This is a genomic window from Mesorhizobium sp. B3-1-7, assembly GCF_006439385.1.
GTDB lineage: Bacteria > Pseudomonadota > Alphaproteobacteria > Rhizobiales > Rhizobiaceae > Mesorhizobium.
On the sequence record NZ_VFTL01000024.1, the window covers coordinates 73,107 to 89,452 of the forward strand.

Genomic DNA, 16,346 nt, shown 5'->3' on the forward strand with positions numbered 1-16,346 from the left:
CCCATTGGATGCGTGGCATTCGGCTAGGCAATCCGAATATCTAGCATCATCGTACAGACTGACAAATCCGTTGGCCGCTGCTCTACCGCGCCAGATCCGCCACCACCGCATCGAGCACGATCATGCCGGCGGTCGTGGCACGCAGCCGGGCGTTGCCGACCGGCGCCACCAGTCCCTCCTCCTGCAGCACCGAGAGCCGCGCGCTCGAAAGACCGCGCCCGGCGAGCGCCTCGTAGCGCTGCAGGTCGATGCCTTCGGCCAGTCGCAGGCCCATCAGCAGGAACTCGTCCGCCTCTTCGGAACGCGTCAAAATCTCGCCGCCGGTGACGCCGTGCCCTCTGGCCTCGACCAGATTGGCCCAGGTTTCCGGCATTCTTTCCGCTATCGTCACCGTGCGGCGGCCGTTCTCGACGAAGCGGCCATGCGCGCCCGGCCCGACGCCGACATATTCGCCGTAGCGCCAATAGGTCAGATTGTGCCGGCTCTCGGCGCCGGGTTGGGCGTGGTTGGAAATCTCGTAAGCCGGCAGCCCATGCGCCGCCGTCACCTCCTGCGTCAGCGCATAGAGGTCGGCGGCGTGGTCGTTGTCGGGCAGCGTGAATTTCCGCGCCGCGTAGAGCGCGTGGAAGGGCGTGCCCTCCTCGATGGTCAGCTGGTACAGCGACAGGTGGTCGACGGCGTAGCCGATCGCCTGCTCCAGCTCCGCTCGCCACGCCTCGGGCGCCTGGCCGGGCCGCGCATAGATCAGGTCGAAGGACAGACGCGGAAAAATCTCACGCGCCAGGCCGATGGCGTGCAGCGCCTCCTCGACATTGTGCAGCCGGCCAAGGAAGCGCAGATCCTTGTCGTTGAGCGCCTGCACGCCTAGCGACACGCGGTTGACGCCGGCGGCGCGGTAGCCGCGGAAACGCTCGGCCTCGACCGAGGACGGGTTGGCCTCCAGCGTCACCTCGATGCCGGCTGGCACCGTCCAGTTCTTCGCAACGGCGTCGAGCACCGCCGCCACGGTTTGCGGCTTCATCAGCGACGGCGTGCCGCCGCCGAGGAAGATGCTGGTCACCTCGCGCGGCCCGGTGCGGTCGCGCATGGTCGCAAGCTCGGTCTCGAAGGCGCGGGCAAAGCGTTCCTGGTCGACCGGCTGGTGGCGGACATGGCTGTTGAAGTCGCAGTAAGGGCACTTGGCCGCGCAGAACGGCCAGTGGATGTAGACGCCGAAGCCGGGGCTCCGGTCGAGCGGTATGGTGACCGCGCTCATGCCGATCCTGGTCGCGCCAGATCCAGGCGTGCCAAATCCAGACGTGCCAAATCCAGGCGCGCTTGCGCGAATTTCTGGAAGGCGCGGGCGCGGTGCGACAGCGCCGTCGCCTGGCCGGGCTTCCAGCCATGCTTTTCTTCCGCGCTCATCTCGCCGAAAGTCTTGTCGAAACCGTTGGGCAGGAACACCGGATCGTAGCCGAAGCCGAGCGTGCCGCGCGGCGGCCACACGAGCGTGCCTTCCGCTTCGCCGCGATAATATTCGGCTTCGCCGTCCGGAAATGCCAGGCAGATGACGGCGACGAAGCGGCCGGTGCGCTGGACGGGCTCGGTCGCGCGGGCTTCCTGCAGTGCCGTTTCCGTCTTTTGCATGGCCATGCCGAAATCCCTGCTGCCATCGGGCTTCTCGGCCCAGTTGGCGGTGTAGACCCCCGGCGCGCCGTCGAGCGCGTCGACGCAGAGGCCTGAATCGTCCGACAGCGCCGGCAGGCCGGTGGCCTTGGCGGCTGCGTATGCTTTGATATAGGCGTTCTCCTCGAAGGTGGTGCCGGTCTCGTCGGGTTCGGACAGGCCGTATTCCTTGGCCGATTTCGCCTCGAAGCCGAACGGCGCCATCAGGTCGGCGAATTCGCGCAGCTTGCCTTCATTGTGGCTGGCGACGACGATCTTCTGTCCATTCAGGGAATGCATCAAAAACCCCAGATCCTTGGCTCGGCGAACTCGATCGAATTGCCCGACGGGTCGCGGATATAGATCGAATGCCCGCCCTGCGGCCACTCGAAATCGCTTTCGATGGCGATGTTCCTGGCCGCGAGATGCCTGCGCCATGCGGCGATCTCATCGGCGGTCGCGGCGAAGCAGAGGTGCCCTTCGCCGGCCGTGCCGTGCGGCGGCACCTTCAGCCTGGCGTCGGGCGCCGGCGGGATTTTCGTCGCCTCCGCGTTGAAGAGAAGCAATACGCCGTTGCCGCAGCGGAAAAAGACGTGGCGGCCTTCGATCTTGCCCAAGGCTTCGAGGCCGATGATGTCGCGGTAGAAGGCTTCGGCGGCATTGAGATCCATCACATAGAGCGCCGATTCCAAAATTGCCGAGGGAGTCACGAGGCACCCCCCTCTGGCCTGCCGGCCATCTCCCCCGCAAGGGGGGAGATCAGCAGCTTCGGCGCCGCCGCAAACCTTTCAGCGCTGGAGATTGGCGAAGGCCGAGACAACACCTGATCTCCCCCCTTGCGGGGGAGATGGCCGGCAGGCCAGAGGGGGGTGTGAAGGATCGCCGACCTCATCGCATTCAACGTCAGGCCACCGCCATCTGCTGCAAGCTCACCAACCGCGAGATACCCTTCTTCGCCAGCCCCATCAGCGCCGCGAACTGCTCCTCGGAAAAGGGCTCGCCTTCCGCCGTACCCTGGATCTCGACGATGCCGCCTTTGCCCGTCATGACGAAATTGGCGTCGGTGCCGGCCGAGGAATCCTCGAGGTAATCGAGATCGATGACCGGCTGGCCGTCATGGATGCCGCAGGAAATCGCCGCGACATGGTCCTTCAGCACCTTGGAGACGCTCACCATCTGGCGCGCTTCCATCCAGCGCAGGCAATCGTAGAGCGCCACCCAGCCGCCGGTGATCGAGGCGGTGCGGGTGCCGCCATCGGCCTGGATGACGTCGCAATCGACGGTGATCTGCTGCTCGCCCAGCGCCTGCAGGTCGACCACGGCGCGCAGCGAACGGCCGATCAGCCGCTGGATCTCCAGCGTGCGGCCGCCCTGCTTGCCGGCGGAGGCCTCGCGCCGCATGCGCTCGCCGGTCGAGCGCGGCAGCATGCCGTATTCCGCCGTCACCCAGCCCTTGCCGGAATTGCGCATCCAGGACGGCACTTTTTCCTCCAGGCTCGCCGTGCACAAGACATGCGTGTCGCCGAACTTCACCAGGCACGAGCCTTCGGCATGCTTGGAGACGCCACGCTCGAAGGAGATGGCGCGCATTTCGTCGGCTTGGCGTTTGGAGGGGCGCATTCGGCCTTCTTTCTTGTCGTTTTGCGGAATCGTGGCCGGCTTGTAGACGCATGCGGGGCAAGTCGCAAAGGAAAAGGATGCCGCGCAGGAAAACGGGCCGAGCGACCGCAAACGCGGTGCCGTGACCGCAAACGCGGCACCGGGTTGCGCCGCTGTGGCTTAAGTCTATATCTTTCGGAAGGAGGTTTCTCGCCGGAATGAACAAACCAGTCGATCCGACGTCGCAGTCGCCGGTACTTCAATCACTCGACATGCGCTCGCGCGATATCTTCCGGCGGATTGTCGATTCCTATCTGCGCGACGGCGAGCCGGTCGGCTCGCGCAGCCTGTCGCGCATCCTGCCCTCCTCGCTGTCGCCCGCCACCATCCGCAACGTGATGAGCGATCTCGAGCATCTGGGCCTGATCTACGCGCCGCATATTTCCGCCGGCCGCCTGCCGACCCAGACCGGCCTGCGCTTTTTCGTCGACGCCTTCATGGAGCTCGGCGACCTTTCCGACGACGAGCGCCGCGTCATCGAGGCGCAGGTGCGCGCCTCCGGCTCTGGCGCGACGCTGGAGCATATGCTGACCGAGGCCAGCCAGATGCTGTCCGGCATGTCGCGCGGCGCCGGCCTCGTGCTCGCCTCCAAGAACGAGGTGGCGCTGAAGCACATCGAATTCATCCAGCTCGAGCCCACCAAGGCGCTTGCCGTGCTGGTGTCGCAGAACGGCGATGTCGAGAACCGCGTCGTCGACCTGCCGGCCGGCATCACCGTCTCGCAGCTGCACGAGGCCTCGAACTTCCTCAACGCCCATATCAGGGGCCGCACGCTTGCCGAGGCGCGCATCGAGATCGCCCGTATCAAGGACGAGACCAGAACGGCGCTCGACACGCTGTCGCAGGATCTGGTCGAGAAGGGGCTGGCGGTATGGGCCGGCGCCGAGAGCGGCCTGCCGGCGCGCCTCATCGTGCGCGGCCGCGCCAACCTCCTGGAAAACGTCACCGCCCAGGCCGATCTCGAGCTCCTGCGTCATCTGTTCGAGGATCTGGAGACGCAGGACGGGCTGCTGCAGCTGCTCGACCTCGCCGAGGAAGGACCTGGCGTGCGCATCTTCATCGGCTCGGAGAACAAGCTATTTTCGCTGTCCGGCTCGTCGCTGGTCGTTGCGCCCTATCGCGACAAGGACGCCCGCGTCATCGGCGCGCTTGGCGTCATCGGCCCGACCCGCCTGAACTACGCCCGCATCGTGCCGATGGTCGATTACACCGCGCAGCTGATTTCACGAATGCTGCGCTAGGTGTATCGGTATACAGGTGATGTCGGCCCGACCTGAATCTCGACACACCTGAGGGTGCAAAGGAGAAAAACATGGCGCTGGAATCGCTCAAGGCCCAGATCAGCCTGCTGCTTGAGGAGATGGTGAACCAGCCCGAGGACGAGCACGAGATCCAGGAGCAGCTGCGCGAGAAATTGCGGGAGATGCGCGCAATGGGTCTTCCCTTGCCGGCGGACCTCGTCGAGTTGGAAAAGCGCCTCGACGACGATCTGGATGCCGAAGAGGCCTGAGCCCGAGGCCCGTCAAATCCGCGTGCGCAAGCTTCTCTTTTCGATCGTTTGCCCAATATGTCCTGGCTCTGGGCGCCTGATCGATTGAGGCGCGCTGGCAGACGACGGAGGACAGCAATGATGCGGATCGCCGGCCTTGCGGGCCTCGCGCTGGTCTTTGCCACCGGCGCCTTTGCGCAGCAGGCCGATCAACCCCTGCTCAGCGGTGAAAAGGCCTTCGGCGATTGGAAGGTCGACCGCCCCGGCGTGCGCCGGCTGCTGAAACCTGAGGATTTGCCGAAACCCGATGTGACGGAGTCCGCCTCGAACGGCGGCGGCGTCACCGATCGCCCCGAAGGTGCCAAGCCAAAACTTCCGCCCGGCTTTTCCGCCGAGCTGATCGCATCCGGCGTCGACAGTCCGCGCGTCGTGCGCGTGGCGCCGAACGGCGACCTCTTCGTTGCCGACAGCCGGGCGAACCAGGTCCGCGTCTATCGCCTTGCGGAAGGCGGCGCGAAGCCCGCGCAGAAGTCGGTCTTCGCCAAGGGCCTAACCCGGCCCTACGGCATCGCCTTCTATCCGCCGGGCAACAAGCCGCAATGGGTCTATGTCGCCAACAGCAACAGCGTCGTCCGCTTTGCCTATCGCGACGGCGACCTCGAGGCGTCCGGCAAGCCGGAGACCATCGTCGCAAAGATCCCCGCCAGTCATCACTGGACGCGCGACATCGCCTTCTCGCCCGACGGCAAGACGCTCTATCTGTCGGTCGGCTCGGGCTCCAACATCGCCGAGGACATGGGCGCAAAGCCGAAGGGCGGTGTCGAGGCGTGGGCGAAATCGCAGCCGCTGGGCGAGGCCTGGGGTCCTGAACAGGGCCGCGCCGACGTGCTGGCCTTCGATCCCGACGGCAACAACCGCAGGACCGTCGCCACCGGCCTGCGCAACTGCTCCGGCATGACCGTGCAGCCGGCGACGGGCGCGCTCTGGTGCGTCGTTAACGAGAGCGACGAGCTTGGCGACAACATCCCCTTCGAATACGCGACCGCCGTGAAGGACGGGGCCTTCTATGGCTGGCCATGGTATTACATCGGTGACAACGAGGACCCGCGCCACAAGGGCGCGCGCCCCGACCTCGCCGGCAAGGTCACGGTTCCGGATGTGCTGATCCAGGCGCATTCGGCGCCGCTCAACATCGCCTTCTACGACGGCGGCAATTTCCCGGCTGACTACAAGGGCGATGCCTTCGTCGCGCTGCACGGCTCGTGGAACCGCAACGTCCGCACCGGCTACAAGGTGGTGCGGCTGAGATTCAAGGACGGCAAGCCGACCGGCGAATACGAGGATTTCGCAACCGGCTTCGTCATTTCCGACGACGCGGTCTGGGGGCGGCCGGTCGGTGTCGCCGTAGCCAGGGACGGCGCGCTGATCCTCACCGAGGACGGCAACGGCACCATCTGGCGCATTACGCATGGCGGGTAGCTCCCCCAACCTCGTCATTCCAGGGTCTGCGCGCGTCGCTCCGCTCCTTGCTCCGCCCTGGAATGACGACAGGACTGATCGTTTCGACTGATCTCCAAGGTATGCGGCGTCCCACAAAGGAACCAGCTCCCAGTCGAACTGGCGCAACGAATCCCATTGTGAGGGAATTACCGTCGAACTGGCTTCATGATAAAAGCCCGGCTCTCGACAGCGGTCCCCGCAGGACTATACGCCAGGCCAGAACCATGACACTCACCGGATTCCTCGCTTACAGCGCCGCCCTCGGCGTCGCCGCCGCCATTCCCGGCCCGGGCGTCACGGCGCTTGTCGCCCGCGCGCTCGGCTCCGGCTTCCGGTCCTCGCTTGCCATGTCGTTCGGCCTGATGCTCGGCGACCTCACCTATCTCACCGCCGTGGTGCTCGGGCTTGCTTTCGTCGCCCAGACCTTCGGCATGGTCTTCCTCGCCATCAAATGGGCCGGCGTCGCTTATCTCGCCTTCCTCGCCTGGCGCTTCTGGACCAGCGGCATCACGCCCGAGACCGTCGAGGCGCGGAAGGCCAAGGGCGGTCTCGTGTCGAGCTTCATCGCCGGGCTGACCGTGACGCTCGGCAATCCCAAGACGATGATCTTCTATCTCGCCATCACGCCGACCATCATCGACCTGAAAACGATCACGCTCGCCGACTACGCCATCCTTGCGACGCTCACCGTGGCGGTGCTGTTTGTGGTGCTGGTGCCTTACCTGGCGTTGGCCGCCAAGGCGCGCTGGTTCCTGAAATCGCCGCGCGCGCTGAAGGTTCTGAACCGCACCGCCGCCGGTTTCATGATGGGCGCGGCCGCGGCTATCGCGGCGAGGCAGTAGGCTCCAATCTCAACCCGTCCCGGATTCAGCCAAACCATTCCTGAAACCCGCCGCGGCGGAAAATGCTTTTCCGGTCGTGGGCGCTTTTGAGCAACCGCCCCACTCGGATATTTTCGGTCGCCGGCCTATCTTGCGCGTCTGAAAGCCCTATTCTGTTTTTGCCTATGCCATTGCCTTGGGAGCGAACCAATGAACAAGCCCGTCACCTCCGCGCGCGTGCCCGGCCGCGGCCGCGTCTTCAATTCGATCACGGAGACGATTGGCGACACGCCGCTGGTCAGGCTGGACAAGTTCGCCAGGGAGAAGGGCATCGTCGCCAATCTCATGGCCAAGCTCGAATTCTTCAACCCGATCGCTTCGGTCAAGGACCGCATCGGCGTCGCCATGATCGAGGCGCTGGAGGAGGCCGGCAAGATCGCGCCCGGCAAGACCACGCTGATCGAGCCGACCTCCGGCAACACCGGCATCGCGCTCGCCTTCGCCGCCGCCGCCAAAGGCTACAAGCTGATCCTGACCATGCCGGAGACCATGTCGGTCGAGCGCCGCAAGATGCTGGCGCTGCTCGGCGCGGAGCTGGTGCTGACCGAAGGCCCGAAAGGCATGAAGGGCGCCATCGCCAAGGCCGACGAGCTCGCCGCCACACTGCCCAACGCCATCATCCCGCAGCAATTCGAGAATCCGGCCAATCCTGAAATCCACCGCCGCACCACGGCCGAGGAAATCTGGAACGACACCAATGGCGAAGTCGACATTTTCGTTTCCGCCATCGGCACCGGCGGCACCATCACCGGTGTCGGCCAGGTGCTGAAGAAGCGCAAGCCTTCGCTGCAGGTCGTGGCGGTCGAGCCGGAGGCCTCGCCGGTGCTGTCGGGCGGCCAGCCCGGTCCGCACAAGATCCAGGGCATCGGCGCCGGCTTCGCCCCGAAAATCCTCGACACGTCGATCTATGACGAGGTCGTCAGGGTTTCGAACGAGGATTCGGTCGCCAATGCCCGTCTCGTCGCCCGCCTCGAAGGCGTGCCGGTCGGCATCTCGTCGGGCGCAGCGCTCCAGGCGGCCATCGTCGTCGGCTCGCGGCCGGAGAACAAGGGCAAGAACCTCGTCGTCGTCATTCCCTCTTTCGCCGAGCGCTATCTCTCGACCATCCTGTTCGACGGGCTGGGCGCTTAGGCGCGCTCGGAGGTTGGCTTCAGCCGCCCTCACGGTCGTCATCCACGGGCGGAGCAAGGAGCGAAGCGACGCGCGCAGACCCGAGGATCCATGCCGTGACTTACGAGCGTTGCCGCGGTGCAGAATTCTGCTCCGCTGTACCCTTCGATCAAGATCACGGAATGGTTCCAGGGTCTCCGCGACGCCGCTTCGCGGCTGCTCCGCCCTGGAATGACGAGGTTGGAAGGCTTCGGCAAATGCCCGGCGTTTGTGCCGATTTCACGGAACTGGAAGAATTAGAGCATGATCCCGAAAAGTGGGAACCGGTTTTCGGAGAAAGATCATGGTCCAACAAAAAGTTAGATCGTGACGGCGATTCAACGAAACGCCATCACGATCTAGAGCATTCCAGTAATTGCTCTAGTTCCCAACAAGCTTCGCCTTCTCGCCCTGCAGGAAACGCCGCAGCGCCGGGTCGCGCTCGAGGCCGATCGCCCGGTCGTAGGACTGGGCCGCCTGCTTGATGTTGCCGAGCCTGGCCAACAGCCCGGCGCGAGCGGCCCAATAGGGCTGGTAGTCCTGTAGCCGCTTGTCCTCGCCAAGCACGTAAAGCGCCGCCAATCCAGCCGTTGCACCCTCGGTTTCGGCGATGGCCACCGCGCGGTTGATCGCCACCACCGGCGAGCCGGCCACGGCCTGCAGCGCTTCGTAAAGCTGGCGGATCGCCGTCCAGTCCGTGCCGCCGCCGCGCCGGCGCGCCGTATGGGCGGACTGCACGGCGGCCTCGAGCTGGTAGCGGCCGATGATGCTCCTTTGCGCGGCGCGCACCAGCAAGGCTTCCGCCTCATCGATCAGGCCGTCGTCCCAGAGCGCCATATCCTGCTCGGCCAAAGGCACGAAATCGCCTTGCGGGCCGCGCCTCGCCGAGCGGCGCGCCTCGGCGAACAGCATCAGCGCCAGCAGCCCGAGCGCCTCCGGCTCGTCCGGCATCAGCGAGGCGACCAGCCGTCCAAGCCAGATGCCTTCGGTGGCGAGGTTGCGCCGCCGGCTGTCGGTGCCGGTCGGGTCCGACCAGCCTTCGGCGAAAGTGGCGTAGATCGCCTCCAGCACGGCGCCCAGCCGCTCGCCCAGCTCCGCCTGCTCCGGCACACGGAACGGAATCCCGGTTTCGCGGATGCGCGCCTTGGCCCGCACCAGCCGCTGTCCCATCGTCGCCGGCGAAACCAGGAAGGCCGAGGCGATCGTCGCGGCGTCGAAACCGAGGATCGCCTGCAGGATCAGCGGCGCGCGCACGCTCGATTCGATCGCCGGATGGGCGCAGGCAAACATCAGCCGCAGCCGGTCGTCGGGCAGCTCCTCGCCGCGCATGCGCGCCTCCATTTCCTCGGCCATCAGCTGCAGATGATCGCGGGCCGCCTCGCCGGTCAGCCGCCGCCGCACCGCGTCCACGTCGCGCCGGCGCGCCACCGCGAGCAGCCAGGCTTCCGGCTCCGCCGGGACGCCGGTTCGCGGCCAGCGTTCGAGCGCGGCCGCGAAGGCGTCGGCCAGCGCGTCCTCGGCGCCGGCGACGTCGCGCGTGCGGGCCGCGAGCCAGGCCACCAGCTTGCCGTAGCTGCGCCGGGCCGCCGCCTCGGCCGCCGCCCGCGCGATCTCGGAGCGATCATCCATCACAGGGTTCGCTATGCGGCGGCTATGTACTCGGCCATTTCCCAGATCGGCCGCACCTCGACCGTGCCGCTGCTGGACGCGGGACAACGCGCGCCCCATTCGATGGCCGTGTCGATGTCGGCCGCCTCGATCATGTAGAAACCCGCCAACTGCTCCTTGGTGTCGGCATAGGGGCCGTCGAGCACGTTGGTCTTGCCGCCGGCCAACCGCACCGCGGTGGCCGCCTGGGTCGGGCGCAGCCGCTCGCCGGCGATATAAGCGCCGGATTTCTTCAGCGCCTCGGTATAGGCGCCGTAGGCGGCGAGGGTCTGCTGGGTCTGCTCTTTTGGCGCATTCGCCATCGCGGTTTCGTCATTGTAGATCAAAAGCATGTATCGCATGGTCTTCTCCCGTTTTGTTGAAGGCCGCATCGTCGCGTGCCGACCTATGTCGTGCGGCCGCGGCCGATTTCGACAGGCGCCTCGAAAATCTTTTCGTCCCCAAAGCAAGCGAGCGCAAGCCGGCGCTTTTCGCCGCCACTCAACCATTCGTCCAGACCATGATTCCAAAAAGTGGATCCGGTTTTGGAAAAGGTCATGGTCAAGCAGAAAGGTCTGCAATTGCGGGTTGGCATTTGGCTCCTCCCGTTTAAACTCACGAGCTTCGCGCCGGGGAGGCGACGCGGCCGTTTCAGGAGGAGGAAACCATATGCTCGATTTCAGGACGAAATTTGTTGCCGCCGGCGCGCTGGCGCTGTCGCTTGGTCTCGGTGTCGCGACGGCCGGGGCGCAGGAATTCATCAATGTGCTCACCGGCGGCACGTCGGGCGTCTACTATCCGCTCGGGGTCGCGCTGTCGGAGATCTACGGCAAGGGCATCGAGGGCGCGCGCACCCAGGTTCAGGCGACCAAGGCATCGGTCGAGAACCTGAACCTGCTGCAGCAGGGCAAGGGCGAGATCGCCTTTGCGCTCGGCGATTCCGTCAAGATGGCCGCCGAGGGCAACACGGAGGCCGGCTTCCCGGGCAAGCTCGACAAGCTGCGCGGCATTGCCGCGATCTATCCCAATTACATCCAGATCGTCGCCAGCCAGGAATCCGGCATCAAGACGCTCGCCGACCTCAAGGGCAAGAGCCTGTCGGTCGGCGCGCCTGCCTCCGGCACCGAGCTCAACGCGCGCGCCATCTTCGCCGCCGCCGGTCTCAAATACGAGGATCTCGGGCGAGTCGAACATCTGCCCTTCGCCGAGTCGGTCGAGCTGATCAAGAACCGCCAGCTCGACGCCACCTTGCAGTCGGCCGGCCTCGGCGTCGCCTCCATCCGCGATCTCGCGACCTCGCTTCCCATCAACGTCGTCGCCGTGCCGGCCGAGGACGTCGCCAAGATCGGGGCGCCCTATCTTTCCGTGGTTATCCCGAAAGGCACCTATGAGGGCCAGACGGAAGATGTCGCGACCGCCGCGGTCGGCAATTTCCTCATTACCCGCGCCGACGTCTCCGACGAGACCGCCTACCAGATGACCAAGCTGCTGTTCGAACATCTCGACCAGCTGGCTGCCGCGCATGCCGCCGCCAAGGCGATCGATCCGGCCAAGGCGCTGGACGGCATGCCCGTGGCGCTGCATCCCGGCGCGGAGAAATATTACAGGGAAAAAGGGTTGCTGAAATAGGAGGGGCCGCGCGGCAATCCGACATGTCTTCACCAAGCGCCCCCTCTCTTCCAATGCTCATCCTGGAGCGCATGGGATGAGCGATCCAGCGTCTCGAACGGCAGCCGACGGCAGCCGGCCCACTTTCCATCTCCCGGTCGCCGAAGAGCAGGTCGAAGGCCTGCCGCCCGGTTTTGGCGAAGGCCTCGCCGGCAAGGCGGCCTTCCTGATTGCGGTCGCTTTTTCCGTCTTCCAGATCTACATCGCCGCCTATGGCAGCTTGCCGAGCCAGGTGGTGCGGGCCATGCATGTCGGCTTCCTGCTGCTGCTCGGTTTCGGCCTGATAGCCAACCTGCGCGCCAGCAGCGCCGCGGCGAAGGTTGGCTTCTGGGTTCTCGGCCTGCTCGGCTTCGGCACCGGCCTCTACAACTGGGTCTTCTACGCCGACCTCATCCGCCGCTCCGGCTTCCTCACCACGCCGGACCTGATCGTCGGCACGCTGCTGGTGGTGCTCGTCTTCGAAGCCGCCAGACGGCTGATGGGCCTGCCGCTGGCGGTCATCGCCTTCATCTTCCTCGCCTATTGCTTCGTCGGCAACCACCTGCCGCCGCCCTTCATCCATCGCGGCTATGATTTCGCGCAGCTGGTCGACACCTTCGCCTATGGCACCGAAGGCATATACGGAACGCCGGTCTATGTCTCGGCCGCCTACATTTTCATCTTCGTCGTCTTTGCCGCCTTCCTCGAACGGGCCGGCATGATCGCGCTGTTCAACGACTTCGCGCTCGGCCTCGTCGGCTCGTGGCGCGGCGGCCCGGCCCAGGTCTGCGTGCTGTCCTCCGCGCTGATGGGCACCATCTCCGGTTCGGGCGTCGCCAATGTCGTCGCCAGCGGCCAGTTCACCATCCCGCTGATGAAGCGCTTCGGCTTCCGCTCCGCCTTTGCCGGCGCGGTCGAGGCGACCTCCTCGATGGGCGGCCAGATCATGCCGCCGGTGATGGGCGCCGTCGCCTTCATCATGGCCGAGACGCTGAACATCCCTTATGCCGAGGTGGTCAAGGCGGCGATCATCCCGGCGCTGCTCTATTTCGGCGCCTGCTTCTGGCAGGTGCATCTGGAGGCCGGCAAGGCCGGCCTGCACGGCATGGCCAAGGCGGAATTGCCCAATCCGTGGGAAGCGGTCAGGAAGCACTGGCCGCTGGTGCTGCCGCTCGCCGTGCTGGTCTATCTGCTGTTTGCCGGCTACACGCCGATCTTCGCCGGCACGATGGGCCTGGCGCTGACCATCGTGCTCATCCTCGGCACGCCACTGGCAGCCTTGATCGGGCCGCTCGCCTTCCGCTTCGTCTTCTGGCTGGCGCTCGGGCTGGCTGCGGCGTCGTTCATGCGCTTCGGCGTCAATGTGCTGAGCCTCGTCATCGCGGTGCTCGTCATCGCCTGCTTCGCCTTCAGAGGCGGGCGCGAGACGCTGCGCATTTGCGTCGACTCGCTTGCCGAAGGAGCGAAGAACGCCCTGCCCGTTGGCATCGCCTGTGCCATCGTCGGCATCGTCATCGGCACGCTGACGCTCACCGGCATCGCTTCCACCTTCATCGGCTGGATCATCTCCATCGGCGAGAACAATTTGTTCCTGTCGCTGGTGTTGACCATGCTCACCTGCCTGGTTCTCGGCATGGGCATTCCGACCATCCCCAACTACATCATCACCTCCTCGCTCGCCGGCCCGGCGCTGCTGTCGCTCGGCGTGCCGCTGGTGGTCAGCCACATGTTCGTCTTCTATTTCGGCATCATGGCGGATCTCACCCCGCCGGTGGCGCTCGCCGCCTTTGCCGCAGCACCCATGGCCAAGGAAAGCGGCCTCAAAATCGGCATCCAGGCCACCAAGCTCGCCATTGCCGGCTTCGTCGTGCCGTTCATGGCGGTCTACACGCCGGCGCTGATGCTGCAGGACGCGGGCCCGATCGCGGCTTCGTTCGGCTATCCCGTCGAGGTCGCCTACATCGTCGTCAAGGCCTGCATGGGCATCGTGCTCTGGGGCGCCGCCGCCGTCGGCTTCCTCGCCCGCCGCATGGCTTGGTGGGAGCGTCTCGTCGCGTTCTGCGCCGGCCTGCTCCTGGTGGCGGCATTGCCGCTCACCGACGAGACCGGCTGGGTGCTGGCGCTGGCCTGGATCGGCTGGCACTGCTGGCGCGCCCGCCGGCTGTCCGTCGCCGACACTCCATGAGCCTGTGTATCCTCGCCGCCGGCAAGACGGTGACGCTCGCCGTCGCCGCCTTCACGCTGTCCTGGACGCATTCGGTGGAACGGACGCGCTGGCAGGAGGACTGGACGGTGACGCCGGCCGGGCTGCGGGTTGTCGAGGCACGGGTCAAGGGCTCCGGCGCCGGCATGGAGCCGCCGGAGGGCTCGGTGCTGCGGAGCGGCTGGTGGGTCTATGCGCCACGGATCGGACCCCAGCCGCGCCTGGTGCTCGCGGCGTCCGGCGCCACCGGGGAAGGCTGGACGCTGTGCACGGCCGCCGGCTGCCGGGAACTGGGCGAGATAGCCGGCGAACCCACCGTGCTCGAACCGTGCGCCGGCTCGAGCCAGCCACGGTAGCGCACGATCAGCCCGACGACCGGGTGCGATATCCCGACATGGAAGCGGAAGCGGCCGTCCTCGACGGTTTCGTATGCGTTCGACCGCGGGCAAAGCCACATCGGCAATGGCAGGCCGAGAAAGCTCCAGCGGCGCAGCACGAGCGACAGGCGGTCCTTGCCGGCCACCAGCGCCATGGCGAAGGTGAGGGGGCCGAAGCGCTCGCAAAGCAGCCGCTCCGAGCGGCCACGTCCGGCAAATTGCCGGCTCGAAAAACCGTGAGTTCCGAAAGTCCGCGTCCAGGTCTCGCCTTGCCCGTCGGTAACGAAACGCACCTTGACGGGGACATCGGCTGCAGCAGGCGGGAAGCCGGCCATGCGCGCGGCAAGCCGGCTAAGAATACCGTCGCCGCGCTCCACGCTCGCACTTCCTTCCGCCATAGCCGCTCCCTCATGCATGGCGCGGATTTCAGCTGGAAGGCTTTTCCACGCATCGCCGAGCAGGTCGGCATAGAGAGCCTTTCCCTTGTCGGTGTCGTCCCTGAAGCCGGTGTGGATCGTCTTGCCGGCAAACAGCGCTTCATAGTCCGCGAGCTCGACGTCGCGCACCGCCGTCCGGGCGCCTGGTGCTGGCATGCGGCCGTCGAGCGCCTTGCGGACGATCGCCGCGACCGCCATGGACGGGATCAGCGGCCCGTCATCGCCCTCGGCCAACAGGTGCCAGGACCGCTTGCTTGGTCTGCCCTCTGCATCCACGCCGTCGACCTCGACGAACATGCCGCCACGATGCTCGCCCCATGACAGCCGGTTGGTCGCCCAGCGCATCAGCGGCGCCAGCGGCGACAGCGATCGCGCCAGGCCGGCGCGGACCAGCCAGGCCAGGCCGATCAGCGCGCGGTGCAGCACCTCGGGCACCGGCCCGGCGCCCATCCAGATCGTGCTCGCTTCCGGCCACAGCGCCTGCAGCGCGCGCAGGTCCGGCACGTCGACCAGCGAGAACAAGGTGTTCCTCACCGGCACGCGCCCGGGCGGCGCAATCGTGTACCGCATCTGCTCCGTGAGCGGGTAACCCTCGGCCGGCCTGCCGCCGCGCTGCAGCCGCACCGCCCGGCCGGCATAGCTCGCGATGGCGCGGATGACGTTCTCGCCGACGCCGGCGAAAGGCGACGGCGCGATGCCGCCACGGATGGTGTCGACGCGCGCCATGCCGGTCGAAAGATGCCGCACCACGGCGGCCGTCAGCACCGGGAAGCTCGACACCCCGGACAGCACGACGACGCCGGCCGCCCTGGCTGCCGCGTCGAAAGCGGATACCTCGGCGACGAAGTCCGAACCGTCGGCAAGGTCGAAATAATGGATGCCCGCGGCGATACAGGTCTCGACCAGCCGGTAGCGCCCCTCGCCATAGGCCTGAAACGGACCGCTGGCGTCGACGACGATGTCGGGCAGCATGCCGGCAAATTGCGCGCCAAGGTCGCCGTCGCGGTCGAACGTCGCCGGCACCAGCCGAGCCTTGGTGTTGCCTCGATCCCCGCAATAGGCCGCTGCCTTGGCGAGCGACCGGCCGGCGATGATGAGCTCGAGGCGCGGCTCGCTCTCCAGCAATTGGACGATGCGTCCGCCGAAGGTGCCGTAGCCGCCGACGATGAGAAGCTTCATGCCATGCCCCCAAGCCAATCGCCGTCAGCCGATCAACCGCTCCCGCAACTCGGCCGAAGGAATGTCGCAACTGTCCTTGCGGCCGAACAGCGCGTAGCGGTTCTTGGCGACGCGGTCGTAGAGCCAGTCGCGCAGCGGCCGCGGCAGGATGAGCAGCGCCTTCGCAATGCGCCATGGCCAGCCGAGCGCGGCCATGACGGCGATGAAGCTGTCGAGCTTCGTGAAGGCCGCGCCGTCGATGATGGCGAGGTTGCTGTCATAGTCGTCGGTCGGCAGGCCGTGCTCACGAAACAGCGCCTCGCCCAGCGGCGATTGCGCCGTTGCGAAACGGAAGCGTTTTTTCCGGTCGAGCTTGAGGATGAGCTGGACGAAGCCCGAGCAGAACACGCAGACGCCGTCGAAGACGATCAGCGGCTGGCTGGCGTCATAGGATTGGCGCGGTAAGGTGGGACGTTCGGGCAGGTCGGTCATGGCGGCCCCGGCTGCTTGTGGCCCCCTTACGCTATGCCAAGGGGACACTGAGCTGGGGAGACA

General features: G+C 66.2%; 15 protein-coding genes and 1 pseudogene. 8 read left to right on the forward strand and 8 right to left on the reverse strand.

The genetic code is table 11. The features are described from left to right. Positions 1 to 82: 82 nt before the first annotated feature. From hemW to rph, 4 genes are all read right to left on the reverse strand, one after another. Complete coding sequence (hemW, locus tag FJ417_RS20245; RefSeq protein WP_140784689.1) at positions 83 to 1,255, reverse strand: radical SAM family heme chaperone HemW; 1,173 nt, start codon at positions 1,253 to 1,255, stop codon at positions 83 to 85. Next, positions 1,252 to 1,944, reverse strand: coding sequence for an RdgB/HAM1 family non-canonical purine NTP pyrophosphatase (gene rdgB / locus FJ417_RS20250; protein ID WP_140784688.1), 693 nt, complete (start codon positions 1,942 to 1,944; stop codon positions 1,252 to 1,254). Before rdgB ends, hemW begins: the two co-directional genes overlap by 4 nt. Then, complete coding sequence (locus FJ417_RS20255; RefSeq protein WP_140784687.1) at positions 1,944 to 2,354, reverse strand: VOC family protein; 411 nt, start codon at positions 2,352 to 2,354, stop codon at positions 1,944 to 1,946. The genes rdgB and FJ417_RS20255 overlap by 1 nt, the downstream gene beginning before the upstream one ends. 193 nt (positions 2,355 to 2,547) lie before the next feature. After that, positions 2,548 to 3,264, reverse strand: coding sequence for a ribonuclease PH (gene rph / locus FJ417_RS20265; protein WP_140658214.1), 717 nt, complete (start codon positions 3,262 to 3,264; stop codon positions 2,548 to 2,550). Positions 3,265 to 3,461: 197 nt separating this feature from the next. Between rph and hrcA the strand changes: the two genes are divergently transcribed. From hrcA to cysK, 5 genes are all read left to right on the forward strand, one after another. Further along, positions 3,462 to 4,544, forward strand: coding sequence for a heat-inducible transcriptional repressor HrcA (gene hrcA, locus FJ417_RS20270; protein ID WP_140658212.1), 1,083 nt, complete (start codon positions 3,462 to 3,464; stop codon positions 4,542 to 4,544). A 71-nt stretch (positions 4,545 to 4,615) separates the two neighbouring features. Further along, positions 4,616 to 4,813 carry a hypothetical protein gene (locus FJ417_RS20275; RefSeq protein ID WP_095767926.1) on the forward strand — a complete coding sequence of 66 codons (198 nt, stop codon included), beginning with the start codon at positions 4,616 to 4,618 and terminating at the stop codon, positions 4,811 to 4,813. Between the two features lie 117 nt (positions 4,814 to 4,930). Continuing rightward, positions 4,931 to 6,271, forward strand: a complete 1,341-nt coding sequence (locus FJ417_RS20280) for a sorbosone dehydrogenase family protein (protein ID WP_140784686.1) — start codon at positions 4,931 to 4,933, stop codon at positions 6,269 to 6,271. Positions 6,272 to 6,516: 245 nt separating this feature from the next. Continuing rightward, positions 6,517 to 7,134, forward strand: coding sequence for a LysE family translocator (locus tag FJ417_RS20285; RefSeq protein ID WP_140784685.1), 618 nt, complete (start codon positions 6,517 to 6,519; stop codon positions 7,132 to 7,134). A 189-nt stretch (positions 7,135 to 7,323) separates the two neighbouring features. Beyond that, complete coding sequence (gene cysK / locus FJ417_RS20290) at positions 7,324 to 8,304, forward strand: cysteine synthase A (protein WP_140645934.1); 981 nt, start codon at positions 7,324 to 7,326, stop codon at positions 8,302 to 8,304. Between the two features lie 399 nt (positions 8,305 to 8,703). Here the strand turns inward: cysK and FJ417_RS20295 are convergent, their stop codons facing one another. Both FJ417_RS20295 and FJ417_RS20300 read right to left on the reverse strand, forming a co-directional pair. Further along, on the reverse strand, positions 8,704 to 9,951 hold the full coding sequence (locus FJ417_RS20295) for an RNA polymerase sigma factor (protein WP_140784684.1): 1,248 nt from the start codon (positions 9,949 to 9,951) through the stop codon (positions 8,704 to 8,706). Positions 9,952 to 9,962: 11 nt separating this feature from the next. Further along, a complete protein-coding gene (locus FJ417_RS20300) occupies positions 9,963 to 10,331 on the reverse strand; it encodes a YciI family protein (protein ID WP_140709420.1) in 369 nt (122 codons plus the stop codon). Between the two features lie 307 nt (positions 10,332 to 10,638). Here FJ417_RS20300 and FJ417_RS20305 point away from each other — a divergent pair, with 307 nt between their 5' ends. From FJ417_RS20305 to FJ417_RS20315, 3 genes are all read left to right on the forward strand, one after another. Beyond that, positions 10,639 to 11,598: a TAXI family TRAP transporter solute-binding subunit gene (locus FJ417_RS20305; protein WP_140784683.1), complete on the forward strand. Its 960-nt coding sequence runs from the start codon at positions 10,639 to 10,641 to the stop codon at positions 11,596 to 11,598. Positions 11,599 to 11,674: 76 nt separating this feature from the next. Further along, the gene (locus FJ417_RS20310) at positions 11,675 to 13,801 is read left to right on the forward strand and encodes a TRAP transporter permease (protein WP_140784682.1); all 2,127 of its coding nucleotides are present in this window, start codon (positions 11,675 to 11,677) and stop codon (positions 13,799 to 13,801) included. Continuing rightward, entirely contained in the window at positions 13,798 to 14,175 is a 378-nt protein-coding gene (locus FJ417_RS20315) for a DUF1850 domain-containing protein (RefSeq protein WP_140784681.1), read from the forward strand. The genes FJ417_RS20310 and FJ417_RS20315 overlap by 4 nt, the downstream gene beginning before the upstream one ends. Before the next feature lie 44 nt (positions 14,176 to 14,219). On the opposite strand, the pseudogene FJ417_RS20320 reads toward FJ417_RS20315, so the two are convergent. Both FJ417_RS20320 and FJ417_RS20325 read right to left on the reverse strand, forming a co-directional pair. Beyond that, a pseudogene (locus FJ417_RS20320) lies at positions 14,220 to 15,812 on the reverse strand (DUF4166 domain-containing protein); the annotation flags it as partial. A 24-nt stretch (positions 15,813 to 15,836) separates the two neighbouring features. Next, positions 15,837 to 16,283 (reverse strand): thiol-disulfide oxidoreductase DCC family protein, encoded by a 447-nt coding sequence (locus FJ417_RS20325; RefSeq protein ID WP_140784680.1) that lies wholly within the window; start codon positions 16,281 to 16,283, stop codon positions 15,837 to 15,839. Between the last annotated feature and the right edge of the window lie 63 nt (positions 16,284 to 16,346).

What these genes read in the sequence shown, in the direction of transcription:
- hemW (WP_140784689.1), bottom strand. Translation starts at nt 1,255, where the DNA reads ATGAGCGCGGTCACCATACCGCTCGACCGGAGCCCCGGCTTCGGCGTC.
- rdgB (WP_140784688.1), bottom strand. Translation starts at nt 1,944, where the DNA reads ATGCATTCCCTGAATGGACAGAAGATCGTCGTCGCCAGCCACAATGAA.
- rph (WP_140658214.1), bottom strand. Translation starts at nt 3,264, where the DNA reads ATGCGCCCCTCCAAACGCCAAGCCGACGAAATGCGCGCCATCTCCTTC.
- hrcA (WP_140658212.1), top strand. Translation starts at nt 3,462, where the DNA reads ATGAACAAACCAGTCGATCCGACGTCGCAGTCGCCGGTACTTCAATCA.
- FJ417_RS20275 (WP_095767926.1), top strand. Translation starts at nt 4,616, where the DNA reads ATGGCGCTGGAATCGCTCAAGGCCCAGATCAGCCTGCTGCTTGAGGAG.
- FJ417_RS20280 (WP_140784686.1), top strand. Translation starts at nt 4,931, where the DNA reads ATGATGCGGATCGCCGGCCTTGCGGGCCTCGCGCTGGTCTTTGCCACC.
- FJ417_RS20285 (WP_140784685.1), top strand. Translation starts at nt 6,517, where the DNA reads ATGACACTCACCGGATTCCTCGCTTACAGCGCCGCCCTCGGCGTCGCC.
- cysK (WP_140645934.1), top strand. Translation starts at nt 7,324, where the DNA reads ATGAACAAGCCCGTCACCTCCGCGCGCGTGCCCGGCCGCGGCCGCGTC.
- FJ417_RS20295 (WP_140784684.1), bottom strand. Translation starts at nt 9,951, where the DNA reads ATGGATGATCGCTCCGAGATCGCGCGGGCGGCGGCCGAGGCGGCGGCC.
- FJ417_RS20300 (WP_140709420.1), bottom strand. Translation starts at nt 10,331, where the DNA reads ATGCGATACATGCTTTTGATCTACAATGACGAAACCGCGATGGCGAAT.
- FJ417_RS20305 (WP_140784683.1), top strand. Translation starts at nt 10,639, where the DNA reads ATGCTCGATTTCAGGACGAAATTTGTTGCCGCCGGCGCGCTGGCGCTG.
- FJ417_RS20310 (WP_140784682.1), top strand. Translation starts at nt 11,675, where the DNA reads ATGAGCGATCCAGCGTCTCGAACGGCAGCCGACGGCAGCCGGCCCACT.
- FJ417_RS20315 (WP_140784681.1), top strand. Translation starts at nt 13,798, where the DNA reads ATGAGCCTGTGTATCCTCGCCGCCGGCAAGACGGTGACGCTCGCCGTC.
- FJ417_RS20325 (WP_140784680.1), bottom strand. Translation starts at nt 16,283, where the DNA reads ATGACCGACCTGCCCGAACGTCCCACCTTACCGCGCCAATCCTATGAC.